Genomic DNA, 17,868 nt, shown 5'->3' on the forward strand with positions numbered 1-17,868 from the left:
GCGGGTGGCCGCGCGGAAAACGAGGGTGGGCGAGGATCATGGATGTGATGCCGCTGCTGTTGCTGGTGGCGGGCAGTGCGGGGATCGCGGGGGCCGCCCGGCGCACTCCGGTGCCGGCGCCGCTGCTGCTGGTCGCCGTGGGCCTCGCGGTCTCGTACGTCCCGGGCGTCCCGCACTACACCCTGGACCCGGAGATCGTCCTGCCCCTGGTGCTGCCCCCGCTCCTGTACAAGGAGGGCACCGAGAGCTCGTACCTCGATCTGCGCGCCCAGATGCGGCCCGTGGGGCTGCTGTCGATCGGATACGTGCTCTTCGCGACCTTCGCCGTCGGCTGGGTCGCCTACCTCGTCGTACCGGGGCTGCCGCTGACCGCCGCGCTGGTGCTGGGCGCGGTCGTCGCGCCGACGGACGCGGTCGCGGCCGCGGCGATCGCGCGCCGGGTCGGCCTGCCCTCCAGGATCACCACCATCCTCCAGGGCGAGTCCCTGCTCAACGACGCCACCGCGATCACCGCCTACAAGGTGGCCCTCGCCGCGGCCGTCGGCGCGGGCGCGACCTGGGCGGGCGGGTTCGGCGAGTTCCTGCGGGCCGCCGTCGGCGGGGTCGTCGTCGGACTGGTGCTCATGGTGCCGATCCACTGGCTGCGCACACACCTGAAGGAGGCCCTCCTCCAGAACACCCTCTCCCTGCTGATCCCGTTCGTCGCCTACGGCGTCGCCGAGCAGTTCCACGGCTCCGGCGTCCTGGCGGTCGTCGTCGTCGCGGTCTATCTCGGGCACCACGCGTGGGAGGTCGACTTCGCCACCCGGCTCCAGGAGGACGCGGTCTGGCGGATGGTCGCCTTCCTGCTGGAATCGGCGGTGTTCGCGCTGATCGGCCTGCAACTGCCCACCGTCCTCCAGGGCTTGGCCGCGTACCACGGGGCCGACGCGGTCTGGTACGCGATCGCGGTCTTCCTCGTGGTCGTCGCGGCCCGCTTCGTCTGGGTGTACCCGGCCGCCTTCGTGCCCCGCCTGCTCTTCCGGCACATCCGGGAGCGCGAGGAGAACCCGACCTGGCGGGCGCCGATCGTGACGTCGTGGGCCGCCATGCGCGGGGTGGTGTCCCTGGCCATCGCCTTCTCGATCCCGCTCACGGTGCACGGCGGCGCCCCCTTCCCGCAGCGGAACCTGATCCTCTTCCTGACCTTCACCACGGTCATCGGCACCCTCGTGGTGCAGGGCCTGACCCTCGCGCCGCTGATCCGCCTGATGAGGTTCCCCGGCCGCGACCCGCAGGCCGAGACCCTCGCCGAGGCCAACGCCCAGGCCCAGGCCTCCCGCGCCGCCGAGAGCCGCCTCGACGACCTCCTCGCCGACGACCGCAACGCCCTGCCCCCACCGCTCGCCGACCGCCTGCGCACGGTCCTGGAACGCCGCCGCAACGCCGTCTGGGAGCGCCTCGGCCAGACCAACCCCGTCACCGGCGAATCCGTGGACGACACCTACCGCCGCCTGTCCCGCGAGATGATCAGCACCGAACGCGAGGTCTTCGTCAGGCTCCGCGACCACCGCTACATCGACGACGAGATGCTGCGCGTGCTGCTCAGACGCCTGGACCTGGAGGAGGCGGCGGCCTACCGTGAGGCGAGCTAGCCCTACGGGAAGGGCCGCCCGGTGACGACGGCCGCGATCGCCGTGCCGCGCGTGAAGGCGCCCTCGGCCGCGAGGGCGACAAGTCCGTAGAGCATCTTGGCGACATAGAGACACTCGACGGGCAGCCCGTGGCGGTCCTCGAAGTCCGCGGCGAATGCCCGCAGTTCGGGTGTCGTACGGGCGTAACCGCCGAAGTGGAACCGCTCGTCGAGGGACCAGGAACCGGTACGGCCGCCGAAAGCACGTTCCTGCAGCGCCTGTACGTCGCCTCCCAGGAAGCCGCCCCTGAGGACCGGCACGCCGAGTGCCCGCTGCCCCGGGGCCAGACCCGCGGCCAGCCCGGCGAGCGTGCCGCCGGTGCCGCAGGCGACGGCGACGACGTCGGCGTGTCCGCGCAGCTCCTCGCCGAGGGCCCGGCAGCCGCGTACGGCCGCGCTGTTGCTGCCGCCCTCGGGCACGACGTACGCCTCCCCGGCGCCGGCCGCGCGCAGGATGGCGCCCAGTGTCTCCGGCTCGTTCTTCTGCCGGTACGTCGATCTGTCGACGAAATGCAGCCGCATGCCGTCCGCCGCGCACCGGGCCAGGGAGGGGTTGAGCGGGCGGTCGGCCAGCTCCGCGCCGCGGACCACGCCGGTGGTCGGCAGGCCGAGCAGGCGGCCCGCGGCGGCGGTGGCGCGCAGGTGGTTGGAGTAGGCCCCGCCGAAGGTCACCAGCGGCCGGCCCTGCGCCGCCTCGATGTTCGGCGCCAGCTTGCGCCACTTGTTGCCGACGAGGTCGGGGTGGATCAGGTCGTCGCGCTTGAGCAGCAGCCGGAGTCCGTGCCTCTCGAACCGCTCGTCCCCGACCTCCTGGAGCGGGGAGGGAAGTCGGGGGGCGAGGACGGTCCGGCTGGTCACCGCTTCATTGTCGCAGCGATGAGATCCCTCTTCGTGCCCAGTAATCCGATGATCCATTCCCGCTCTTTCGGGTAATGGCGCGACCACGCACCGTGATGGAAGGCTCGGTGCCGAGACCGGTGCCATCTGCGATTCGGCACCGGGTATACCTGGGAGGCAATTCTCTATGTCGGTAGGCGAAGAGGTCCGCACGGAACAGGGCAAGCCGCAGCAGTCCCTCGGGACCGCGGCCGCGCGGAACCTGGCCACCACCACCAAGTCCGTTCCTCAGATGCAGGAGATCAGCTCCCGCTGGCTGCTGCGCACACTCCCGTGGGTCGACGTACAGGGCGGTACATACCGTGTGAACAGGCGGCTGTCGTACTCCGTCGGAGACGGCCGCATCACCTTCGTGAAGACCGGGGACCAGGTCGAGGTCATCCCGGCCGAACTCGGCGAGCTGCCGGCCCTGCGCAGTTACGAGGACGAGGAGGTGCTGACGGAGCTCGCCCGGCGCTGCCGCCAGCGCGACTTCGCGCCCGGTGAGGTGATCGCCGACTTCGGCAACCAGATGGGCGAGGTCTACCTGCTGGCGCACGGCAGGGTCGAGAAGATCGGCACCGGCCCCTACGGCGACGACGCCGTCCTCGGAGTCCTCGCCGACGGCGCCTACTTCGGCGACCAGGCGCTGCTGGACCCGGACGCCATCTGGGACCACACCGTCCGTGCCGACACGGCGACCACCGTGCTGATCCTCAGCCGCCAGGACTTCCAGCAGGTCGCCGAGCGCTCGGACAGCCTGCGCGACCACCTCGAGCAGCTGCGCTCGCTGCCGGAGCAGCGGACCAACAAGTACGGCGAGAAGGAGGTCGAGCTGGCGGCCGGCCACTCCGGCGAGCCCGACATCCCGCACACCTTCGTGGACTACGAGGCGCGGCCCCGCGAGTACGAGCTGAGCATCGCCCAGACCGTGCTGCGCATCCACACGCGCGTGGCCGACCTCTACAACCAGCCGATGAACCAGACCGAGCAGCAGCTGCGGCTCACGGTCGAGGCGCTCAAGGAGCGCCAGGAGCACGAGCTGATCAACAACCGCGACTTCGGCCTGCTCCACAACTGCGAGTACGACCAGCGGATCCAGCCGCACGACGGTGTGCCCAGCCCGGACGACATGGACGAGCTGCTCAGCCGCCGGCGCAGCACCAAGCTGTTCCTGGCCCACCCGCGCGCGATCGCCGCGTTCGGGCGCGAGCTGAACAAGCGCGGACTGGTTCCGGAGACCGTCGAGATCGGCGGCAACCGCATCCCGACCTGGCGCGGAGTCCCGGTCTACCCGTGCAACAAGATCCCGGTCACCCCGGAGCGCACGACGTCGATCATCGCGATGCGTACCGGTGAGCAGGACCAGGGTGTCGTCGGCCTGCGGCAGTCGGGCATCCCGGACGAGATCGAGCCGAGCCTGTCCGTGCGGTTCATGGGCATCAACGAACAGGCGATCATCAAGTACCTGGTGACGGCCTACTACTCGGCCGCCGTTCTGGTGCCCGACGCGCTCGGCGTGCTGGAGAACGTCGAGATCGGCCGGTGGAGGTGACGTTTCCGCACTTCGCGGCCGTGTCCCCGCCCGCCGGGGAGGGTAGACCCTCGGGATATGCGTCCGGCCGGGCCGGCGACGCCGGTGTCCGCGGACCTGGCGAGGGGGAGACATGGCCGAGTTCATGACGGAGACCGAACAGCGTTCCCCCGCCGTGCCGCACCCCGGCACGGCGGGGGAACGGCGGGGGAGGACCGGCGACACCGGTACCGGTCCGCTCGACGGGCCTGCCGAGGGACACCGCGAAGGGCAGCCCGACCCGCACGAGGCGGCGGCGCTGCTGGAGCGCACCCGCGCCGTCGTCGACCCGGAACTGCGGGCGGCCCTGGAGTCGCTGCCCGCCTCCATGCGCCGGATCGCGCTCTACCACTTCGGCTGGCAGCACGCGGACGGCACCCCGGCAACCGGCAACGCGGGCAAGGCGATACGGCCCGCGCTCGTCCTGGCGGCGGCCGCGGCCCTCGGCGGAACCCCGGCCCGTACGGCGGCGGTCCGGGCGGCGGTCGCGGTCGAACTGGTCCACAACTTCACGCTGTTGCACGACGACGTGATGGACCGGGACACCTCCCGTCGGCACCGCCCCACCGCGTGGACCGTGTTCGGCGACGCCGACGCGATCCTCGCCGGTGACGCCCTCCAGGCGCTGGCCCTGCGGCTGCTGGCCGAGGACCCGCACCCGGCCGCCGGTCCGGCCGCGGCCCGGCTCGCGAGCTGTGTCGTGGAGCTGTGCGCCGGTCAGCACACCGACACGGACATGGAGCGCCGCGCCCCGGACGAGGTCGCCCTCGACGAGGTGCTCGCCATGTCCGAGGCGAAGACCGGGGCGCTGCTGGGCTGCGCCTGCGCCCTGGGGGCGCTGTACGCGGGCGCCGGCCAGGAGGAGGTGGCGGCGCTGGACGGCTTCGGCCGCCAGGCCGGGCTCGCCTTCCAGCTGATCGACGACGTCATCGGGATATGGGGTGACCCACGGCGCACCGGGAAGCCGGCCGGTGCCGATCTCGCCGCCCGCAAGAAGTCGCTGCCCGTGGTGGCGGCCCTGTCCTCCGGCACCGAGGCCGCGGCCGAACTCGCCGAGCTGTACGGGAAGCCGTACGTGTCCGGTGACGAGGAGGGCATCGCGCGTACGGCACTGGCCGTGGAGCGGGCCGGCGGCCGGGACTGGGCGCAGGCCGAGGCGGCCGACCGGATGGCCCGCGCCGTGCAGGAGCTGTCCCGCGCCGTCCCGGTCCCCGAGGCGGCGGGCGGTCTGCTGGCACTCGCCGAGTTCGTGACCCGGCGCAGCAGCTGACGCTGCCGGCCCCGGCAGCGAGAAGGACCCGGAGCCCCGGGCCGTGCGGTTCCTGACCCCGCGCGGTCCCCGGGGCTCCGGTCGGGCGGCCCCGCGCATCCCCACAGTGCGCGGGACCCGCTGCCTGTCCGCGCCGGTGCGGACGTACCGCGGGAAGCGCCGACCCCCCGCCCGCCCTACCCTGAGGACATGGCCAGCGAGGACCACGTCTGTCCCGTCTGCGGACAGCCCGTCGACACGGTCGTCGGACGGCACAAGACGCTGGGCGCCTGGGTACCGGTGTGGGGTCCCGGCCCCTGCCGCAACCCGGACTGCCCGGCCTACGGGGAGCCTGTCGGGCCGGCGGCTCCGGCCGAGGGGACCGAGCGGCCGCGCCCCGGTGGATCCGCGGCCGAGAAATCCTGAGCCGTGCCGAGGAGGTCTCGAGCCGAAGGAGCGGTCCATGAGGTACCTGGTGACGGTGCAGGGCACGCAGGCGGACTACGACGCGATGGCCGGCAGGCCCACCCGGCACGCCCCGGCCTGGACCGAGGTGCAGCTCAAGGCCATGTACCTGTACATGAGCGCGATCAACGACGACCTCCAGGAGTCCGGCGAACTCCTCGACGCCCAGGGCCTGGCCGAGCCCGCCCGCACCCGGCTCGTGGCGCGCGGCGAGGACGGCGGGATTGTGGTCACCGACGACCCGTACGGCGAGACCGAGGCGCTGATGGCCGGTTACTGGCTGGTGGACTGCGCGAGCCTGGACCGGGTCACCGAGATCGCCGAACGCGTCACCCGCTGCCCCGGCCCCGAGGGCCTGATCGACTACCCCGTGGTGATCCGGCCCCTCATGGACGGCGCCGGCGACATCGGTGCGGGGTAAGCAGACGCGCGGCCCGGCCGGGGCCGTAGCGTGGCCGCATGCCGAAACTTCCGTACATCGTCCACATCACCGAGCGCTCCCTGTGGGAGGCGGCGCGCGAACGCGGCACCTATGAGGTGTCGACCCGTGGCCGCACCCTGCAGGAGGAGGGCTTCATCCACTTCTCCACCCGCGAACAGCTGCCGCGCATCGCCGAGTTCCTCTACGGCGGCTACGACGGCCCGGACGAGCTGGTCGTGCTGGTCGTGGACCCGGCCCTGGTCGGCGCGCCGGTGAGGTACGAGGCCGTGGAGCCCGGCGGGGAGGAGTTCCCGCATGTGTACGGGCCCGTGCCGGCCGACGCCGTGGTGGACGTCGAGTCCTGGGGGTGACCTCTGGGCGACGACGGCCCGCCGACCGCCCGGCAGGCCGCCCGTCTCCGGGTCGCGGCCGGTCAGGCAGTAGACGCCACCCGCCGGATCGCGCATCACGGTCCAGTGCGGGCCCTCGCCCACCGAGGCGGCGCCGTGCTTCTCGTGCCGGGCGCGGACCGCGGCGACGTCCGCGCAGGCGAGGTCGAGGTGGGCGGAGGCGGGGCGTTCCTCGTCGAGTCGCTGGAGCAGGATCCGGACGGGCAGCCCCGCCGGCGGCTTCAGCACCTCGGACTCCGGCCGCGAACCCGTCAGTCGCTGCCGGCCGGTGAGCCCGGCCCAGAACGCGGACTCGGCGGCGTACGCCGACGGCGGGATGTCGAGGCACACCTGGTCCAGCCGGCTGCCGGCCACGACGGGCGGCCGCACCGCCTCCCCGTGCCAGGGCACGGCACAGAACAACTGCCCCGCCGGGGAGCGCAGGAGGGCCCGGTCGCCGTGGTCCGCCACCAGCTCCGCGCCGCGTTCCAGGGCCGCCGCGGTCAGCTCCCGTACGTCCCCGGCGCAGAGGTCGAGGTGGGCGCCGCCGCCCTCGGTGACGCCCTGGAGCTTCACGCACGGGTCCGCCCCGGCCGCGCCCTCGGGCAGCAGGGTCGTGAACTCGCCCCGCTCACCACGGGGCCGGGACGCCCGGGTGCCGGTGACGGCGGTCCAGAAGGCGCGTGCCTCGGGCAGCAGGGCGGCGGGCCGGTCGGCGCAGGCGTACGTCCAGCGAATGATCACGTGGGGAGTGCAGGCGTGAACTCCCCGGCCGAACCGGGCGATTCACGCGGACCGGGCGGCAGGGCGTTCACTCCGCGGGCCGCTGGAGGAAGCGCAGCTGGTTGCCCGCCGGGTCCCGGAAGGCGCAGTCGCGCACCCCGTACGGCTGGTCCGTCGGCTCCTGGAGCACATCGGCGCCGGACTCACGCACCCGCTCGTACAGCGCGTCGCAGTCCTCGGTCGTGAAGATGACACCCCGCAGCATGCCCTTGGCGAGCAACTCGGCGAGCGCCTGCCGGTCGGCGGGGGAGGCGTCGGGGTTCGCGCCCGGCGGCTCCAGCACGATCTCGACGTCCGGCTGCAGCGGCGAGCCGAGTGTCACCCAGCGCATGCCCTCGAAGCCCACGTCGTTGCGGACCTCCAGGCCGAGCACGTCACGGTAGAAGGCGAGCGCCTTGTCATGGTCGTCCACCGCGATGAAGCACTGCTTGAGTTTCACGTCCATGGGCTCACGCTAGGCCCATCCGGGCCGCGACGCGCGCGAACCGGAAAGGCCGCCCGGGCACCGGGGACGTCATGGGGCGCTCGCGCAGGGGCGGGCGGTCGGAGGCCGCGCGGGTGGCTCAGTACGGTCGGCGGCGTGGACGGGTGAACGTACGCGCCACGCAGGACGGGATCACCGCGCTCTCCTCGTGGTCGCGCGCCCGGTACGCGCTCGGCGTCTCCCCGACCAGCTCGGTGAAGCGGGAGCTGAAGGAGCCGAGCGAGGTACATCCCACGGCGAGGCACACCTCGGTCACGGTGAGGTCGCCCCGGCGCAGCAGCGCCTTGGCCCGCTCGATCCTGCGGGTCATGAGATAGCTGTACGGGGTCTCGCCGAAGGCCTTGCGGAAGCTGCGCTGGAAGTGGCCCGGCGACATGTGGGCGCCCCGGGCCAGCTCGGTCATGTCGAGCGGCTCGGCGTACTCACGGTCCATGCGGTCGCGCACGCGCCGCAGCCGTCTGAGGTCCTCCAGCGTCATGTCCACAGCGTGGCACAGGGCACTGACACCGGGAGAACACCTGAGGATGCAACGGTTCCGCACAGAACTGCACAACAGGCTTCCCCATATTCGACACGCCGTTCGCCTTCGGTTCTCCGCGCATTGGCCCGCCCTTGCTTGTCTGGGGGAATGGACCACATCACGTTCCTCGTGGCGGTCGTCATCGTCACGGCACTGGCGTTCGACTTCACGAACGGGTTCCACGACACCGCGAACGCGATGGCGACCTCCATCGCCACCGGCGCGCTCAAGCCGCGGGTCGCGGTTCTGGTCAGCGGAATCCTCAACATCGTCGGCGCCTTTCTGTCCACCGAGGTGGCCAGGACGATCTCCGGGGGGATCGTGGACGACACCCTGGTCAGCCCGGCGATGATCTTCGCGGGGCTGGTCGGCGCGATCCTGTGGAACCTGGTGACCTGGCTCGCCGGACTGCCCTCCAGCTCCTCCCACGCCCTCTTCGGCGGTCTGATCGGTGCGGTCTGGGTCGGTGCCGGCTCCCACGGCGTGCACTTCGACAAGGTCGTCGACAAGGTGCTGATCCCGGCCGTGGCCTCCCCGGTGGTGGCCGGCGTGGCCGCCCTGGTCGCCACCTACCTCGCCTACAAGCTCTCCGCCCGCGCCCGCCAGGACTCGGTGACCAAGGGGTTCCGCCTCGGGCAGATCGCCTCCGCCTCGCTGGTCTCCCTCGCGCACGGCACCAACGACGCGCAGAAGACCATGGGCGTCATCACGCTGACCCTGATCTCGGCAGGCGCGCTCGGCCACGACGCCGGCCCGCCGGTGTGGGTGATCGGCGCGGCCGGCGTCGCCATCGGACTCGGCACCTACCTGGGCGGCTGGCGGATCATCCGCACGATGGGCAAGGGCCTGGCGGAGATCCAGTCGCCGCAGGGCTTCGCCGCCGAGACGGCCTCCACGACCGTGATCCTCACCTCCGCCCACCTCGGCTTCGCGCTGTCCACCACGCAGGTGGCCTCCGGCAGCATCCTCGGTGCCGGTCTCGGCCGCCGGCTCGCCGAGGTCCGCTGGGGCGTGGCCGGCCGTATGGTGCTGGCCTGGCTGATCACGCTGCCCGCCGCCGCGCTGGTCGGCGGCCTCGCGGCGAGCGTGGTCAAGCACGGCGGCAATCTCGGTACGGCGGTCATCGCCCTGGTCGCCCTGGCCCTCGCCGTCGTCATCGTCGCCGCGTCCCGCCGCAACCCGGTGCGCGCCGACAACGTCAACGACCGCCACGAGGTCACCCTCCGCACCCAGGCCCCGACGAACGTCGGTACGGCCGCCTGAACCTCCGGGAGTCCCCATGCATGTCGACTGGTCCGCCCTCGGCAAGGTCGCCGCGGTCAGCCTCGGTGTCACGGTCGCCGTGGTCGTCGTCTTCACCTTCGGCGTCCTGGGGCTCTCCCGGGCCGAAGCCGACGGCGTCGAAGCCGGCCGCTCCGGAGCCGCCACCGCGGGCCGGGTCCAGGCCGCCCTGTGCTTCCTGGCCTGCGCGGCGGTGGTGGCGTACGGGATCTTTCTGATCGTGCCGCAGTTCCACTGACGGACACGCGACCAACGGCAGGGGCCCGGTCGAGGGGAAACCGACCGGGCCCCCTTGCCGCGTTCGGAGCCTCGGGCGGCTGCGGTGTTCGCGGCCTCAGGTGCGCGGAGCCCCGCCGTCGGCCTCCTGCTCCCTCGGGAGAAGGGGAGCGGTGGTGGCCCGCGGGATCAGATGGGTGGGCAGCACGATGTGCTGCCTGTGGTCAGGCTCGGAGTCGTTGATGAGCTTCAGGGCCAGCCGGCCGGCCTCGAGGCCGATGTCCGAGGGCGACTGGGCGATGGTGGACAGGTCGAACCAGTCGGCCACCGGCTGGTCGTCGAAGCCCAGGACGGACATCTGCTCGGGCACCTCGATCCGCGTCCGGCGCAGCGCCCGGATGACGGCGACGGCGACCTCGTCCTGTTCGGCGAAGACGGCGGTGGGCGGCTCGCGCAGGCTCAGCAGCTTTCCGAGCGCTTCGGCGGTGGCGCGTTTGTCGCCGACCGGCAGCGCGGCCACCAGATCGTCGTCGAGCGGGAGGCCCGCTTCGGTGAGCGCCTGCTGATAGCCGAGCAGCCGCTCGTTGGAGCTGAAGGAGAAGCCGCTCGCGCCCACCGTCTTGATGAACGCGATCCGGCGGTGGCCGAGGTTGAGCAGGTGCCGGGTGCCGTGCAGGGCGCCGGCCACGTCGTCGACGTACACGCTGGGGCGGCCGTCGACGTGCTGGCTGACGTAGATGACCGGCATGCCGAGGCTGTCCAGCCGGCCGGTCTCCTCCTCGGTGAGGTCGAAGGAGAAGACCAGCAGCGCGTCGGCGTTCCGGCGGGCGGGCAGCCGTTCGAAGAACGAGGTGCGCTCGGCGAGATCGGGGATCACATAGACGGTCAGTTCCATGCCCGCCGCCCGCAGCAGCGGGCCCAGGCTGGACAGGGCCGAGCCCATGAACCAGGCGTTGAGGGTGGGGACGAGCACCGCCACGGTGCCCGTCTTCCCCGTGACGAGGCTTGCGGCCTGACGCGAGACGGCGAAGTTCAGTTCGCGGGCGGCCTGTTCGACGCGGGCGCGCACCTCCGGTGAGACGGTGCTCAGGCCGCGCAGGGTCCGCGAGACGGTGGAGGCGGATACCCCGGCCCGTTCGGCGACGTCAGCCATCGTGGGGTGTCGCTGAGCTGGTGGCATGTGCCGGACGGTAGCACAGGAGGCCAGCGCCGCCAGGCCCGGTGTGACAGCGCTTTCACGACGCTGTTTGCCCCGTCCTCCTCTCATTACCCAGAAGTAACGCATTGACTTCCGCTTACCCCACTCCTAGCGTGCAAGCGTTGTCTCGACCGGGTCAAAGTCGTTCCCCGAGCGCTCACTTCAGCTGCTTTGACCTGCGTATTTGATCAATTGGCTGCCGTGACAACGCAGTCTCACAACAGAGTCGCCTTCGGTTCCGCACGACCAGGAGAGACAGACAGTGAAGACCAGAACAGCCAGAGCCCTTCAGTGCTCGGCCGCGCTCGCCGCCGCCGGGCTCCTCCTCGCCGCCTGCGGCTCGTCCGACGACGGCGGCTCCGCCGGGCAGTCCGGGACCACGTCGTTCACCGGCCGCGGCCCCATCACCTACGTGGCCGGAAAGGACACCACCGGCGCCGTACAGCCGGTCCTCGACCGCTGGAACAAGATGCACCCGAAGGAGAAGGTCACCTTCATCCAGCTGCCGACGGACGCGGACGCGCAGCGCCAGCAGATGATCCAGAACGCGGAGACGAAGTCCGACGCCTATACGGTGCTCTCCCTGGACGTCGTGTGGACGTCGGAGTTCGCCGCCCACCAGTGGATCGACAAGCTGCCCGATCAGCAGTTCCCGCTGGGGAAGATGCTGAAGCCGGTGGTGGAGACGGCGAGGTACCGCGGCGGCCTGTACGCGGCCCCGGCCAGCTCGGACGGCGGCCTGCTGTACTACCGCACCGACCTGCTGAAGCAGGCCGGAGTCACCGAACCCCCGGCCACCTGGGCCGCGTTGATGGCCGACTGCGCCAAGGTGACGAAGCTGCCCGCGGCCAAGGGCATGTCCTGCTACGCCGGGCAGTTCCAGAAGTACGAGGGCCTGACGGTGAACTTCTCCGAGGCCGTGAACTCCGCGGGCGGTGTCGTGACCGACGCCAACGGCAAGCCCGACGTGGACACCCCCGCGGCGAAGAACGGCCTGGACTTCCTCGCCGGCTCCTTCCGGGACGGCACGATCCCCAAGGAGGCCATCACCTACCAGGAGGAGGACGGCCGCCAGGCGTTCCAGGCCGGCAAACTGGTCTTCCTGCGCAACTGGCCGTACATGTACGCGCTCGCCGGCAAGAGCAAGCTGGCCGGCAAGTACGCCGTCGCACCGCTGCCCGGCCTGAACGGCCCCGGCTCCTCCAGCCTGGGCGGTCACAACCTGGCCCTGTCCTCCTTCGCGAAGAACAAGGCGACGGCACTGGACTTCATGAAGTTCTTCAGCAGCGAGGACACCGCGCGGACCTTCCTGGAGAAGGCCTCCCTCGCCCCGCCGTACACCGGCCTGTACGACGACACGTCACTGGCCCGGCAGTACCCGTACCTCCCGGTCCTCAAGCAGTCGATCCTGCGCGCCGTACCGCGCCCGCGGGTCGTGAGCTACGGCGATGTGACCTCCGCGGTCCAGCAGGAGGCATACGCCGCGCTGACCGGCACCAAGAGCAGCGCACAGGCGCTGAAGGACCTGCAGCAAGAGCTGCAGAAGTCCACGGCGCAGTGAGGAGCGGGGCCATGACCGACGTCGAGATCCCCAGCGGACCCGCCGCAGCCGGGACCCACCACCCGTCCCGCACACCGGTGAGAGGCCGGCGCACCCGGGCCCGCGCCACGGCCGGCTCCGGGCGGATGGCGGCCCTGCTGGTCTCCCCGACGCTCCTGGTGCTGACGATCGTCGTGCTCTACCCGACGGTCATGGCACTGCGGGAGTCGCTGTACGGGCCGAAGGGCCTGGACCCGAGGACCGGCTTCATCCGCAGCACCGAGCCGTTCGTCGGGCTGAAGAACTACGCCGACATCGTCGGCGCCGCCGGGGACCGGTTCTGGAACGCCTTCTGGAACACCACCTTCTTCACCGTCGTCACCGTCGGGCTGGAGACGGTGATCGGCGTGGTCATGGCCCTCATCATGCACCGGGCGTTCAGCGGCCGGGCCCTGGTCCGGGCGAGCATCCTCGTCCCCTGGGCGGTGCCCACGGCCATCTCCGCCCTGCTGTGGCGGTGGATCTTCAACAGCGACGGCGTCGCCAACGCCCTGATCGGCCACCAGATCCTGTGGACCACCGAGGGCTTCCACGCCAAGGTCGCGGTCATCGTCGCCGAGGTGTGGAAGACGGCCCCCTTCATCGGGCTGCTGGTCCTGGCCGGACTGCAGGTCATCCCGAACGAGGTGTACGAGGCGGCCCGCATCGACGGCGCGAGCGCGCTGCGCCGGTTCTGGCACATCACGCTGCCCCTGGTGAAGCCCGCGCTGCTGGTGGCGATGCTGTTCCGCTGCATGGACGCGCTGCGGATGTTCGACCTGCCGTACATCCTGATCGGCGCACAGAAGAACTCGGTGGAAACGCTGTCCATGCTGGCGCAGAACGAGGCGTCCAACGTCCGCTTCGGCCCGGCCTCCGCCTACGCCGTCCTCCTCTTCCTCTACGTCTTCCTCGTCGCGCTCGCCTTCGTACGGCTGCTGGGCGCCGATCTGGTCGGCGGCACCGGCGGCGGCCGCCGTAAGAGGACCGGACTCGTGTTCGTCCGCCGCGCGGAGGTGACGGCATGACAGCCATGACGCCCAGGGCGAGCACGGCGACCACGGCGAAACGGCGCGGCCGGCTGCTGTACGTGGGGGTCGCCGCGGTGGTGGCCTACTGCCTGGCGCCGTTCTACTGGATGCTGGTCTCCAGCCTGCGCCGCACCTCCGACATCTTCGACACCTCGCTCGTCCCGTCCCCGGTGTCGTTCCAGAACTACCGCTCGCTGTTCGGCGCCTCCCAGGGGTTCACGCGGGCGCTGCTCAACAGCCTCGTCGTCGCCGGCATCACCACCGCGCTGGCGCTGCTGCTGGCCACGTTCACCGCCTACGCGATGGCGAGGCTGGAGTTCCGCTTCAAGCGCCTCATCCTGACCCTCGTCATCGCCACCTCGATGTTCCCGGTGGTGTCGATCGTGGTCCCGCTGCTGAAGCTGTTCACGGACCTCGGCTGGATCAACACCTACCAGGCCATGATCGTGCCCAGCATGTCCTTCGCGCTGCCGCTCGCGGTGTGGAACCTGACCACGTTCTTCCGGCAGATGCCGGACGAACTCGAGCACGCCGCCATGGTCGACGGCTGCACCCGGGGCCAGGCCTTCCGCAAGATCATCATCCCGCTCGCCGCGCCCGGCATCTTCACCACCGCGATCATCACGTTCATCGCCGCCTGGAACGAGTTCCTCATCGCCCTGTCGATGACCAACCGGCCGGACATGCAGACCGCACCGGTCGCCATCTCCAAGTTCACCGGCGCCACGACGTACGAGACCCCGTTCGGCAGCCAGATGGCCGCGGGCGTCCTCGTCACGATCCCGCTGGTGGTCATGGTGCTGCTCTTCCAGCGCCGCATCGTCGCCGGCCTGACGGCCGGTGCCGCGAAGTAGACCCTCCCACTGTGAAGGAACAGCATGCCCGGTACCGCACCCTGGTGGCGCAGCGCCGTCATCTACCAGGTCTACATCCGCAGCTTCGCCGACGGGAACGGTGACGGCGTCGGCGACATCGCCGGCATCCGCTCCCGCCTGCCGTACCTGAAGTCGCTGGGCGTCGACGCCCTGTGGATCAACCCGTGGTACAAGTCGCCGATGGCGGACCACGGTTACGACGTGGCCGACTACCGCGCGATCGACCCGCTGTTCGGCACCGTGGAGGAGGCCGAGCAGCTCATAGAGGAAGCCCACCGGCACGGGATCCGCATCATCCCCGACATGGTGCCCAACCACACCTCCGACCGGCACGCCTGGTTCCAGGCGGCGCTCGCGGCCGGACCGGGCAGCCCCGAGCGCGAGCGCTACGTCTTCCGCCCCGGCCGCGGCCCCGACGGCGCCCTGCCGCCCAACGACTGGGTCTCCTCCTTCGGCGGCCCGGCCTGGACCCGGCTGCCCGACGGGGAGTGGTACCTGCACCTCTTCGCCCCCCAGCAGCCCGACCTGAACTGGCAGCACCCCGAGGTGCGGGCCGAGTTCGAGTCGGTCCTGCGGTTCTGGTTCGCCCGGGGCGTGGACGGCTTCCGCATCGACGTGGCGCACGGCCTGATCAAGCACCCCGAACTGCCCGACCTGCCCCCGCGTCCGGCCGGGGTCGGCCGGCGCCGGCAGCACCTCGACCACCCCCACTGGGACCGCGACGAGGTCCACGAGATCTACCGCGCCTGGCGCAAGGTGGCCGACGAGTTCCCCGGCGACCGGTGCTTCGTCGCCGAGGCCTGGGCGGACACCCCCGAGCGGCTGGCCGCCTACGTCCGCGCGGACGGCCTGCACACGGCGTTCAACTTCGACTTCCTGATGTCCCGTTGGGACCCGAAGGACCTGCGCGCGGTCGTCGACGACTCCCTCGCCATGCTCGGCGCGGTCGGCGCGCCCGCCACCTGGGTGCTCTCCAACCACGACGTCATGCGCCACGCCAGCCGGTACGGCCGCAGGGCGGCCCGGCGCTGGGTGGCCAACGAGCGCTACGCACCCGAAGGCCCCCTCGACCTCGAACTGGGCACCCGACGGGCCCGTGCGGCCGCCCTGCTGATGCTCGCCCTGCCCGGCGGCGCGTACATCTACCAGGGCGAGGAGCTCGGCCTGCCCGAGGTCGAGGACCTCCCCGACGCCGTCCTCCAGGACCCCGTCTGGGAACGCTCCGGCCACACCGACCGCGGCCGCGACGGCTGCCGGGTGCCGATCCCCTGGTCGGGGCGGACGGCACCGTACGGCTTCAGCCCCGAGGACGCCTCCGCCGCACCCTGGCTGCCGCAGCCCGCGGACTGGGCCGCGCGCACCGTCGAGGCGCAGACCGGCGACGACACCTCCATGCTGGAGCTCTACCGCGCCGCCCTGCGCCGGCGCCGTGAGCACCCCGCCCTCGGCGACGGCACCCTCACCTGGCTGGACGCCCCGGCCGGGGTCCTCGCCTTCCGCCGCGACCCCGGCTTCGTCTGCGTGGTCAACCTCTCCACCGAGCCGTACCCGCTGCCCGCCCACAGCGAGATCCTGCTGGCCGGCGGACCCGTCGAGGACGGCCGGCTGGGTCCGGACCAGGCGGCGTGGCTGGCGGTGTAGCGCCGCTCCGTGGGGCGCCGACCGGAAAGGCCGGCACGAGGACGGCGGCTTCGCGGAGGGCGGCGCCGAAGTCGGCGTCCGGGAAGGGGAGTTCGGCGGAGGTGAGCGCGGCGGACGTGGCCTGTGGGAGCGGACGATCGGCGCGACGGGGGTCGTCCATCCCGGGCGGCTCGCCGTCCGCACCGGCTCGCGCGCCCACGACCCGCGCGGGAGTCAGGGCGGCGGCCTCGGCGGCATCGACCACCCGGCATATGCGTCATAACAACTTCACTACGCTGAAGGGGGATTGGAGCCGAAAATACGGTATTCGGCAATCTTGGAGGGATCAGTACCTGGGCGGCACCCTCTGCCACAGCGGGGCTCTCCGCGCGGTGCACCATCTCCACTCTTCGGAGGAGCTAGTTGTTGCAACAACTCCGCGCGGCACTCGCCTCGGCCGCGAGCGCCGCCGTCATCGCCGGTAGCCTGATCGCCGGTACTGCGCCGGCGTCCGCCGACGCCGGCCCGGTCTTCACGGTGATGAACACCAGCGAGACCCTCCCCGACGGCGTATGGTTCCGCAACAGCCCCCACACCCAGGACACCGACCGCATCACCGGCCTGGGCGTCTACCGCGGTGAGCAGGTACGAGCCGAGTGCTACCTGATGGGGGATTCCGTCGGACCGCACGGCAACCGGGTCTGGTACTACAGCGACAACATCTCCCGTCCCAGCGCAGCCGGACGCGCCAACAAAGGGTTCCTCAACACCCACTACGTCAACGACGGCATGACCGCCAACCACGTGGCCCCAGGTGTCCCGCCGTGCGGCGGCACTCCGAGTCCTCCCGCTCCGGCGGGCCAGAACGTGGCCTACTACTCCGGGAAGGGCAACGCCGGGGCGGATCTGGCGCGCAGCCTGCACTTCGGTCGGGTGCTGACGGCCGACGGCAGCTACGACGGGAAATGGCCGGGTGACGGCTCCTGCCGGCCGTCGGCGAACGCCGTGGCGTTCGCGGGCCGGAACATCACACGCCTGGCCGGATGGAGCCTGGGCCGACTGGGTCCGATCTACGCTCTGCGCTACCTCAAGGATCACGATCCGGCCCGGGCGAGGAACATCGACTACGTGGTTCTCTACGACCCGGGGACGCCGCAGTCGGACTTCGGGAAATGCGACGAACCGGGCACTCGTACCGTACAGGCCGATCAAACGCTGGCCTGGTGGCTGCAGCTCTCGTCGGACAATCGGCTGATCGTCATGGCCGGCAAGCTCACTGCCACCAACCACCACCAGAGCATCCAGCAGAACTACTTCCCCGCCGTCAAACGCGCCGGCGGTGCGGTGCGCAGCCGTGTCCTGGTGTGCAATTACAGCTTGGGGCACGCCGAGGTCTGGAACACGTATGCGCACGTGATGTCGCAAGACCGCCTGCCCACGACACAGGGGCTGAACTCCTGTCCCAGGCAGGGCGCGAGCCAGGTGTGGGGCTGGAATCCCTGATCTGCGGCCGCACAGGCAGGGGCCCGGCCGGAGAAACCGACGCTGTTGGTTAATTCGGGCCCGTGCGTGACGTCGGCTCCCAAGACCTGGTTGTGGTCTTGGGAGCCGACGTTGTCGTATGGGGTGGGTGTCG

Annotated in this window: 17 protein-coding genes and 1 pseudogene; 13 read left to right on the top strand and 5 right to left on the bottom strand. The window is 71.4% G+C overall.

What is annotated here, in order from left to right; translation table 11 throughout:
- Positions 1-38 precede the first annotated feature (38 nt).
- On the top strand, positions 39-1,634 hold the full coding sequence (locus ACWDEN_RS09650) for a Na+/H+ antiporter (protein ID WP_351613514.1): 1,596 nt from the start codon (positions 39-41) through the stop codon (positions 1,632-1,634).
- Between the two features lie 2 nt (positions 1,635-1,636).
- Here ACWDEN_RS09650 and ACWDEN_RS09655 read toward each other — a convergent pair whose 3' ends face one another.
- A complete protein-coding gene (locus ACWDEN_RS09655; RefSeq protein ID WP_351613517.1) occupies positions 1,637-2,530 on the bottom strand; it encodes a 1-aminocyclopropane-1-carboxylate deaminase/D-cysteine desulfhydrase in 894 nt (297 codons plus the stop codon).
- A 166-nt stretch (positions 2,531-2,696) separates the two neighbouring features.
- Here ACWDEN_RS09655 and ACWDEN_RS09660 point away from each other — a divergent pair, with 166 nt between their 5' ends.
- The 5 genes from ACWDEN_RS09660 (at position 2,697) to ACWDEN_RS09680 (ending at position 6,627) form a co-directional block, all read left to right on the top strand.
- Positions 2,697-4,103 carry a family 2B encapsulin nanocompartment shell protein gene (locus ACWDEN_RS09660; protein ID WP_351613520.1) on the top strand — a complete coding sequence of 469 codons (1,407 nt, stop codon included), beginning with the start codon at positions 2,697-2,699 and terminating at the stop codon, positions 4,101-4,103.
- Between the two features lie 112 nt (positions 4,104-4,215).
- Entirely contained in the window at positions 4,216-5,391 is a 1,176-nt protein-coding gene (locus tag ACWDEN_RS09665; protein WP_351613523.1) for a family 2 encapsulin nanocompartment cargo protein polyprenyl transferase, read from the top strand.
- Positions 5,392-5,580: 189 nt separating this feature from the next.
- The gene (locus ACWDEN_RS09670; RefSeq protein WP_351613526.1) at positions 5,581-5,796 is read left to right on the top strand and encodes a hypothetical protein; all 216 of its coding nucleotides are present in this window, start codon (positions 5,581-5,583) and stop codon (positions 5,794-5,796) included.
- A gap of 37 nt (positions 5,797-5,833) precedes the next feature.
- On the top strand, positions 5,834-6,256 hold the full coding sequence (locus ACWDEN_RS09675; protein ID WP_351613529.1) for a YciI family protein: 423 nt from the start codon (positions 5,834-5,836) through the stop codon (positions 6,254-6,256).
- Positions 6,257-6,294: 38 nt separating this feature from the next.
- Complete coding sequence (locus ACWDEN_RS09680) at positions 6,295-6,627, top strand: DUF952 domain-containing protein (protein ID WP_351613576.1); 333 nt, start codon at positions 6,295-6,297, stop codon at positions 6,625-6,627.
- 24 nt (positions 6,628-6,651) lie between these two features.
- Here ACWDEN_RS09680 and ACWDEN_RS09685 read toward each other — a convergent pair.
- The 3 genes and pseudogenes from ACWDEN_RS09685 to ACWDEN_RS09695 all read right to left on the bottom strand — a co-directional run.
- Positions 6,652-7,389 (bottom strand): annotated as a pseudogene (locus ACWDEN_RS09685) (VOC family protein); the annotation flags it as partial.
- 67 nt (positions 7,390-7,456) lie between these two features.
- The gene (locus ACWDEN_RS09690; RefSeq protein ID WP_351613532.1) at positions 7,457-7,873 is read right to left on the bottom strand and encodes a VOC family protein; all 417 of its coding nucleotides are present in this window, start codon (positions 7,871-7,873) and stop codon (positions 7,457-7,459) included.
- 118 nt (positions 7,874-7,991) lie between these two features.
- A complete protein-coding gene (locus ACWDEN_RS09695) occupies positions 7,992-8,390 on the bottom strand; it encodes a helix-turn-helix transcriptional regulator (RefSeq protein WP_099055057.1) in 399 nt (132 codons plus the stop codon).
- 150 nt (positions 8,391-8,540) lie between these two features.
- Here ACWDEN_RS09695 and ACWDEN_RS09700 point away from each other — a divergent pair, with 150 nt between their 5' ends.
- Both ACWDEN_RS09700 and ACWDEN_RS09705 read left to right on the top strand, forming a co-directional pair.
- Positions 8,541-9,695, top strand: a complete 1,155-nt coding sequence (locus ACWDEN_RS09700) for an anion permease (protein ID WP_450858241.1) — start codon at positions 8,541-8,543, stop codon at positions 9,693-9,695.
- A gap of 16 nt (positions 9,696-9,711) precedes the next feature.
- The gene (locus ACWDEN_RS09705; RefSeq protein WP_450858243.1) at positions 9,712-9,951 is read left to right on the top strand and encodes a hypothetical protein; all 240 of its coding nucleotides are present in this window, start codon (positions 9,712-9,714) and stop codon (positions 9,949-9,951) included.
- A gap of 96 nt (positions 9,952-10,047) precedes the next feature.
- Here the strand turns inward: ACWDEN_RS09705 and ACWDEN_RS09710 are convergent, their stop codons facing one another.
- Positions 10,048-11,082, bottom strand: a complete 1,035-nt coding sequence (locus ACWDEN_RS09710) for a LacI family DNA-binding transcriptional regulator (protein WP_351613578.1) — start codon at positions 11,080-11,082, stop codon at positions 10,048-10,050.
- A 307-nt stretch (positions 11,083-11,389) separates the two neighbouring features.
- On the opposite strand from ACWDEN_RS09710, the gene ACWDEN_RS09715 reads away from it, so the two are divergent.
- From ACWDEN_RS09715 to ACWDEN_RS09735, 5 genes are all read left to right on the top strand, one after another.
- The gene (locus ACWDEN_RS09715) at positions 11,390-12,688 is read left to right on the top strand and encodes an ABC transporter substrate-binding protein (protein WP_450858245.1); all 1,299 of its coding nucleotides are present in this window, start codon (positions 11,390-11,392) and stop codon (positions 12,686-12,688) included.
- An 11-nt stretch (positions 12,689-12,699) separates the two neighbouring features.
- Complete coding sequence (locus ACWDEN_RS09720) at positions 12,700-13,734, top strand: carbohydrate ABC transporter permease (protein ID WP_351613543.1); 1,035 nt, start codon at positions 12,700-12,702, stop codon at positions 13,732-13,734.
- On the top strand, positions 13,731-14,591 hold the full coding sequence (locus ACWDEN_RS09725; protein WP_351613545.1) for a carbohydrate ABC transporter permease: 861 nt from the start codon (positions 13,731-13,733) through the stop codon (positions 14,589-14,591). The genes ACWDEN_RS09720 and ACWDEN_RS09725 overlap by 4 nt, the downstream gene beginning before the upstream one ends.
- Positions 14,592-14,615: 24 nt before the next feature.
- Complete coding sequence (locus ACWDEN_RS09730) at positions 14,616-16,253, top strand: glycoside hydrolase family 13 protein (RefSeq protein ID WP_450858248.1); 1,638 nt, start codon at positions 14,616-14,618, stop codon at positions 16,251-16,253.
- A gap of 405 nt (positions 16,254-16,658) precedes the next feature.
- On the top strand, positions 16,659-17,735 hold the full coding sequence (locus ACWDEN_RS09735; RefSeq protein WP_450858249.1) for a hypothetical protein: 1,077 nt from the start codon (positions 16,659-16,661) through the stop codon (positions 17,733-17,735).
- Positions 17,736-17,868 lie beyond the last annotated feature (133 nt).

Source organism: Streptomyces sp. NPDC001153 (genome assembly GCF_053598315.1).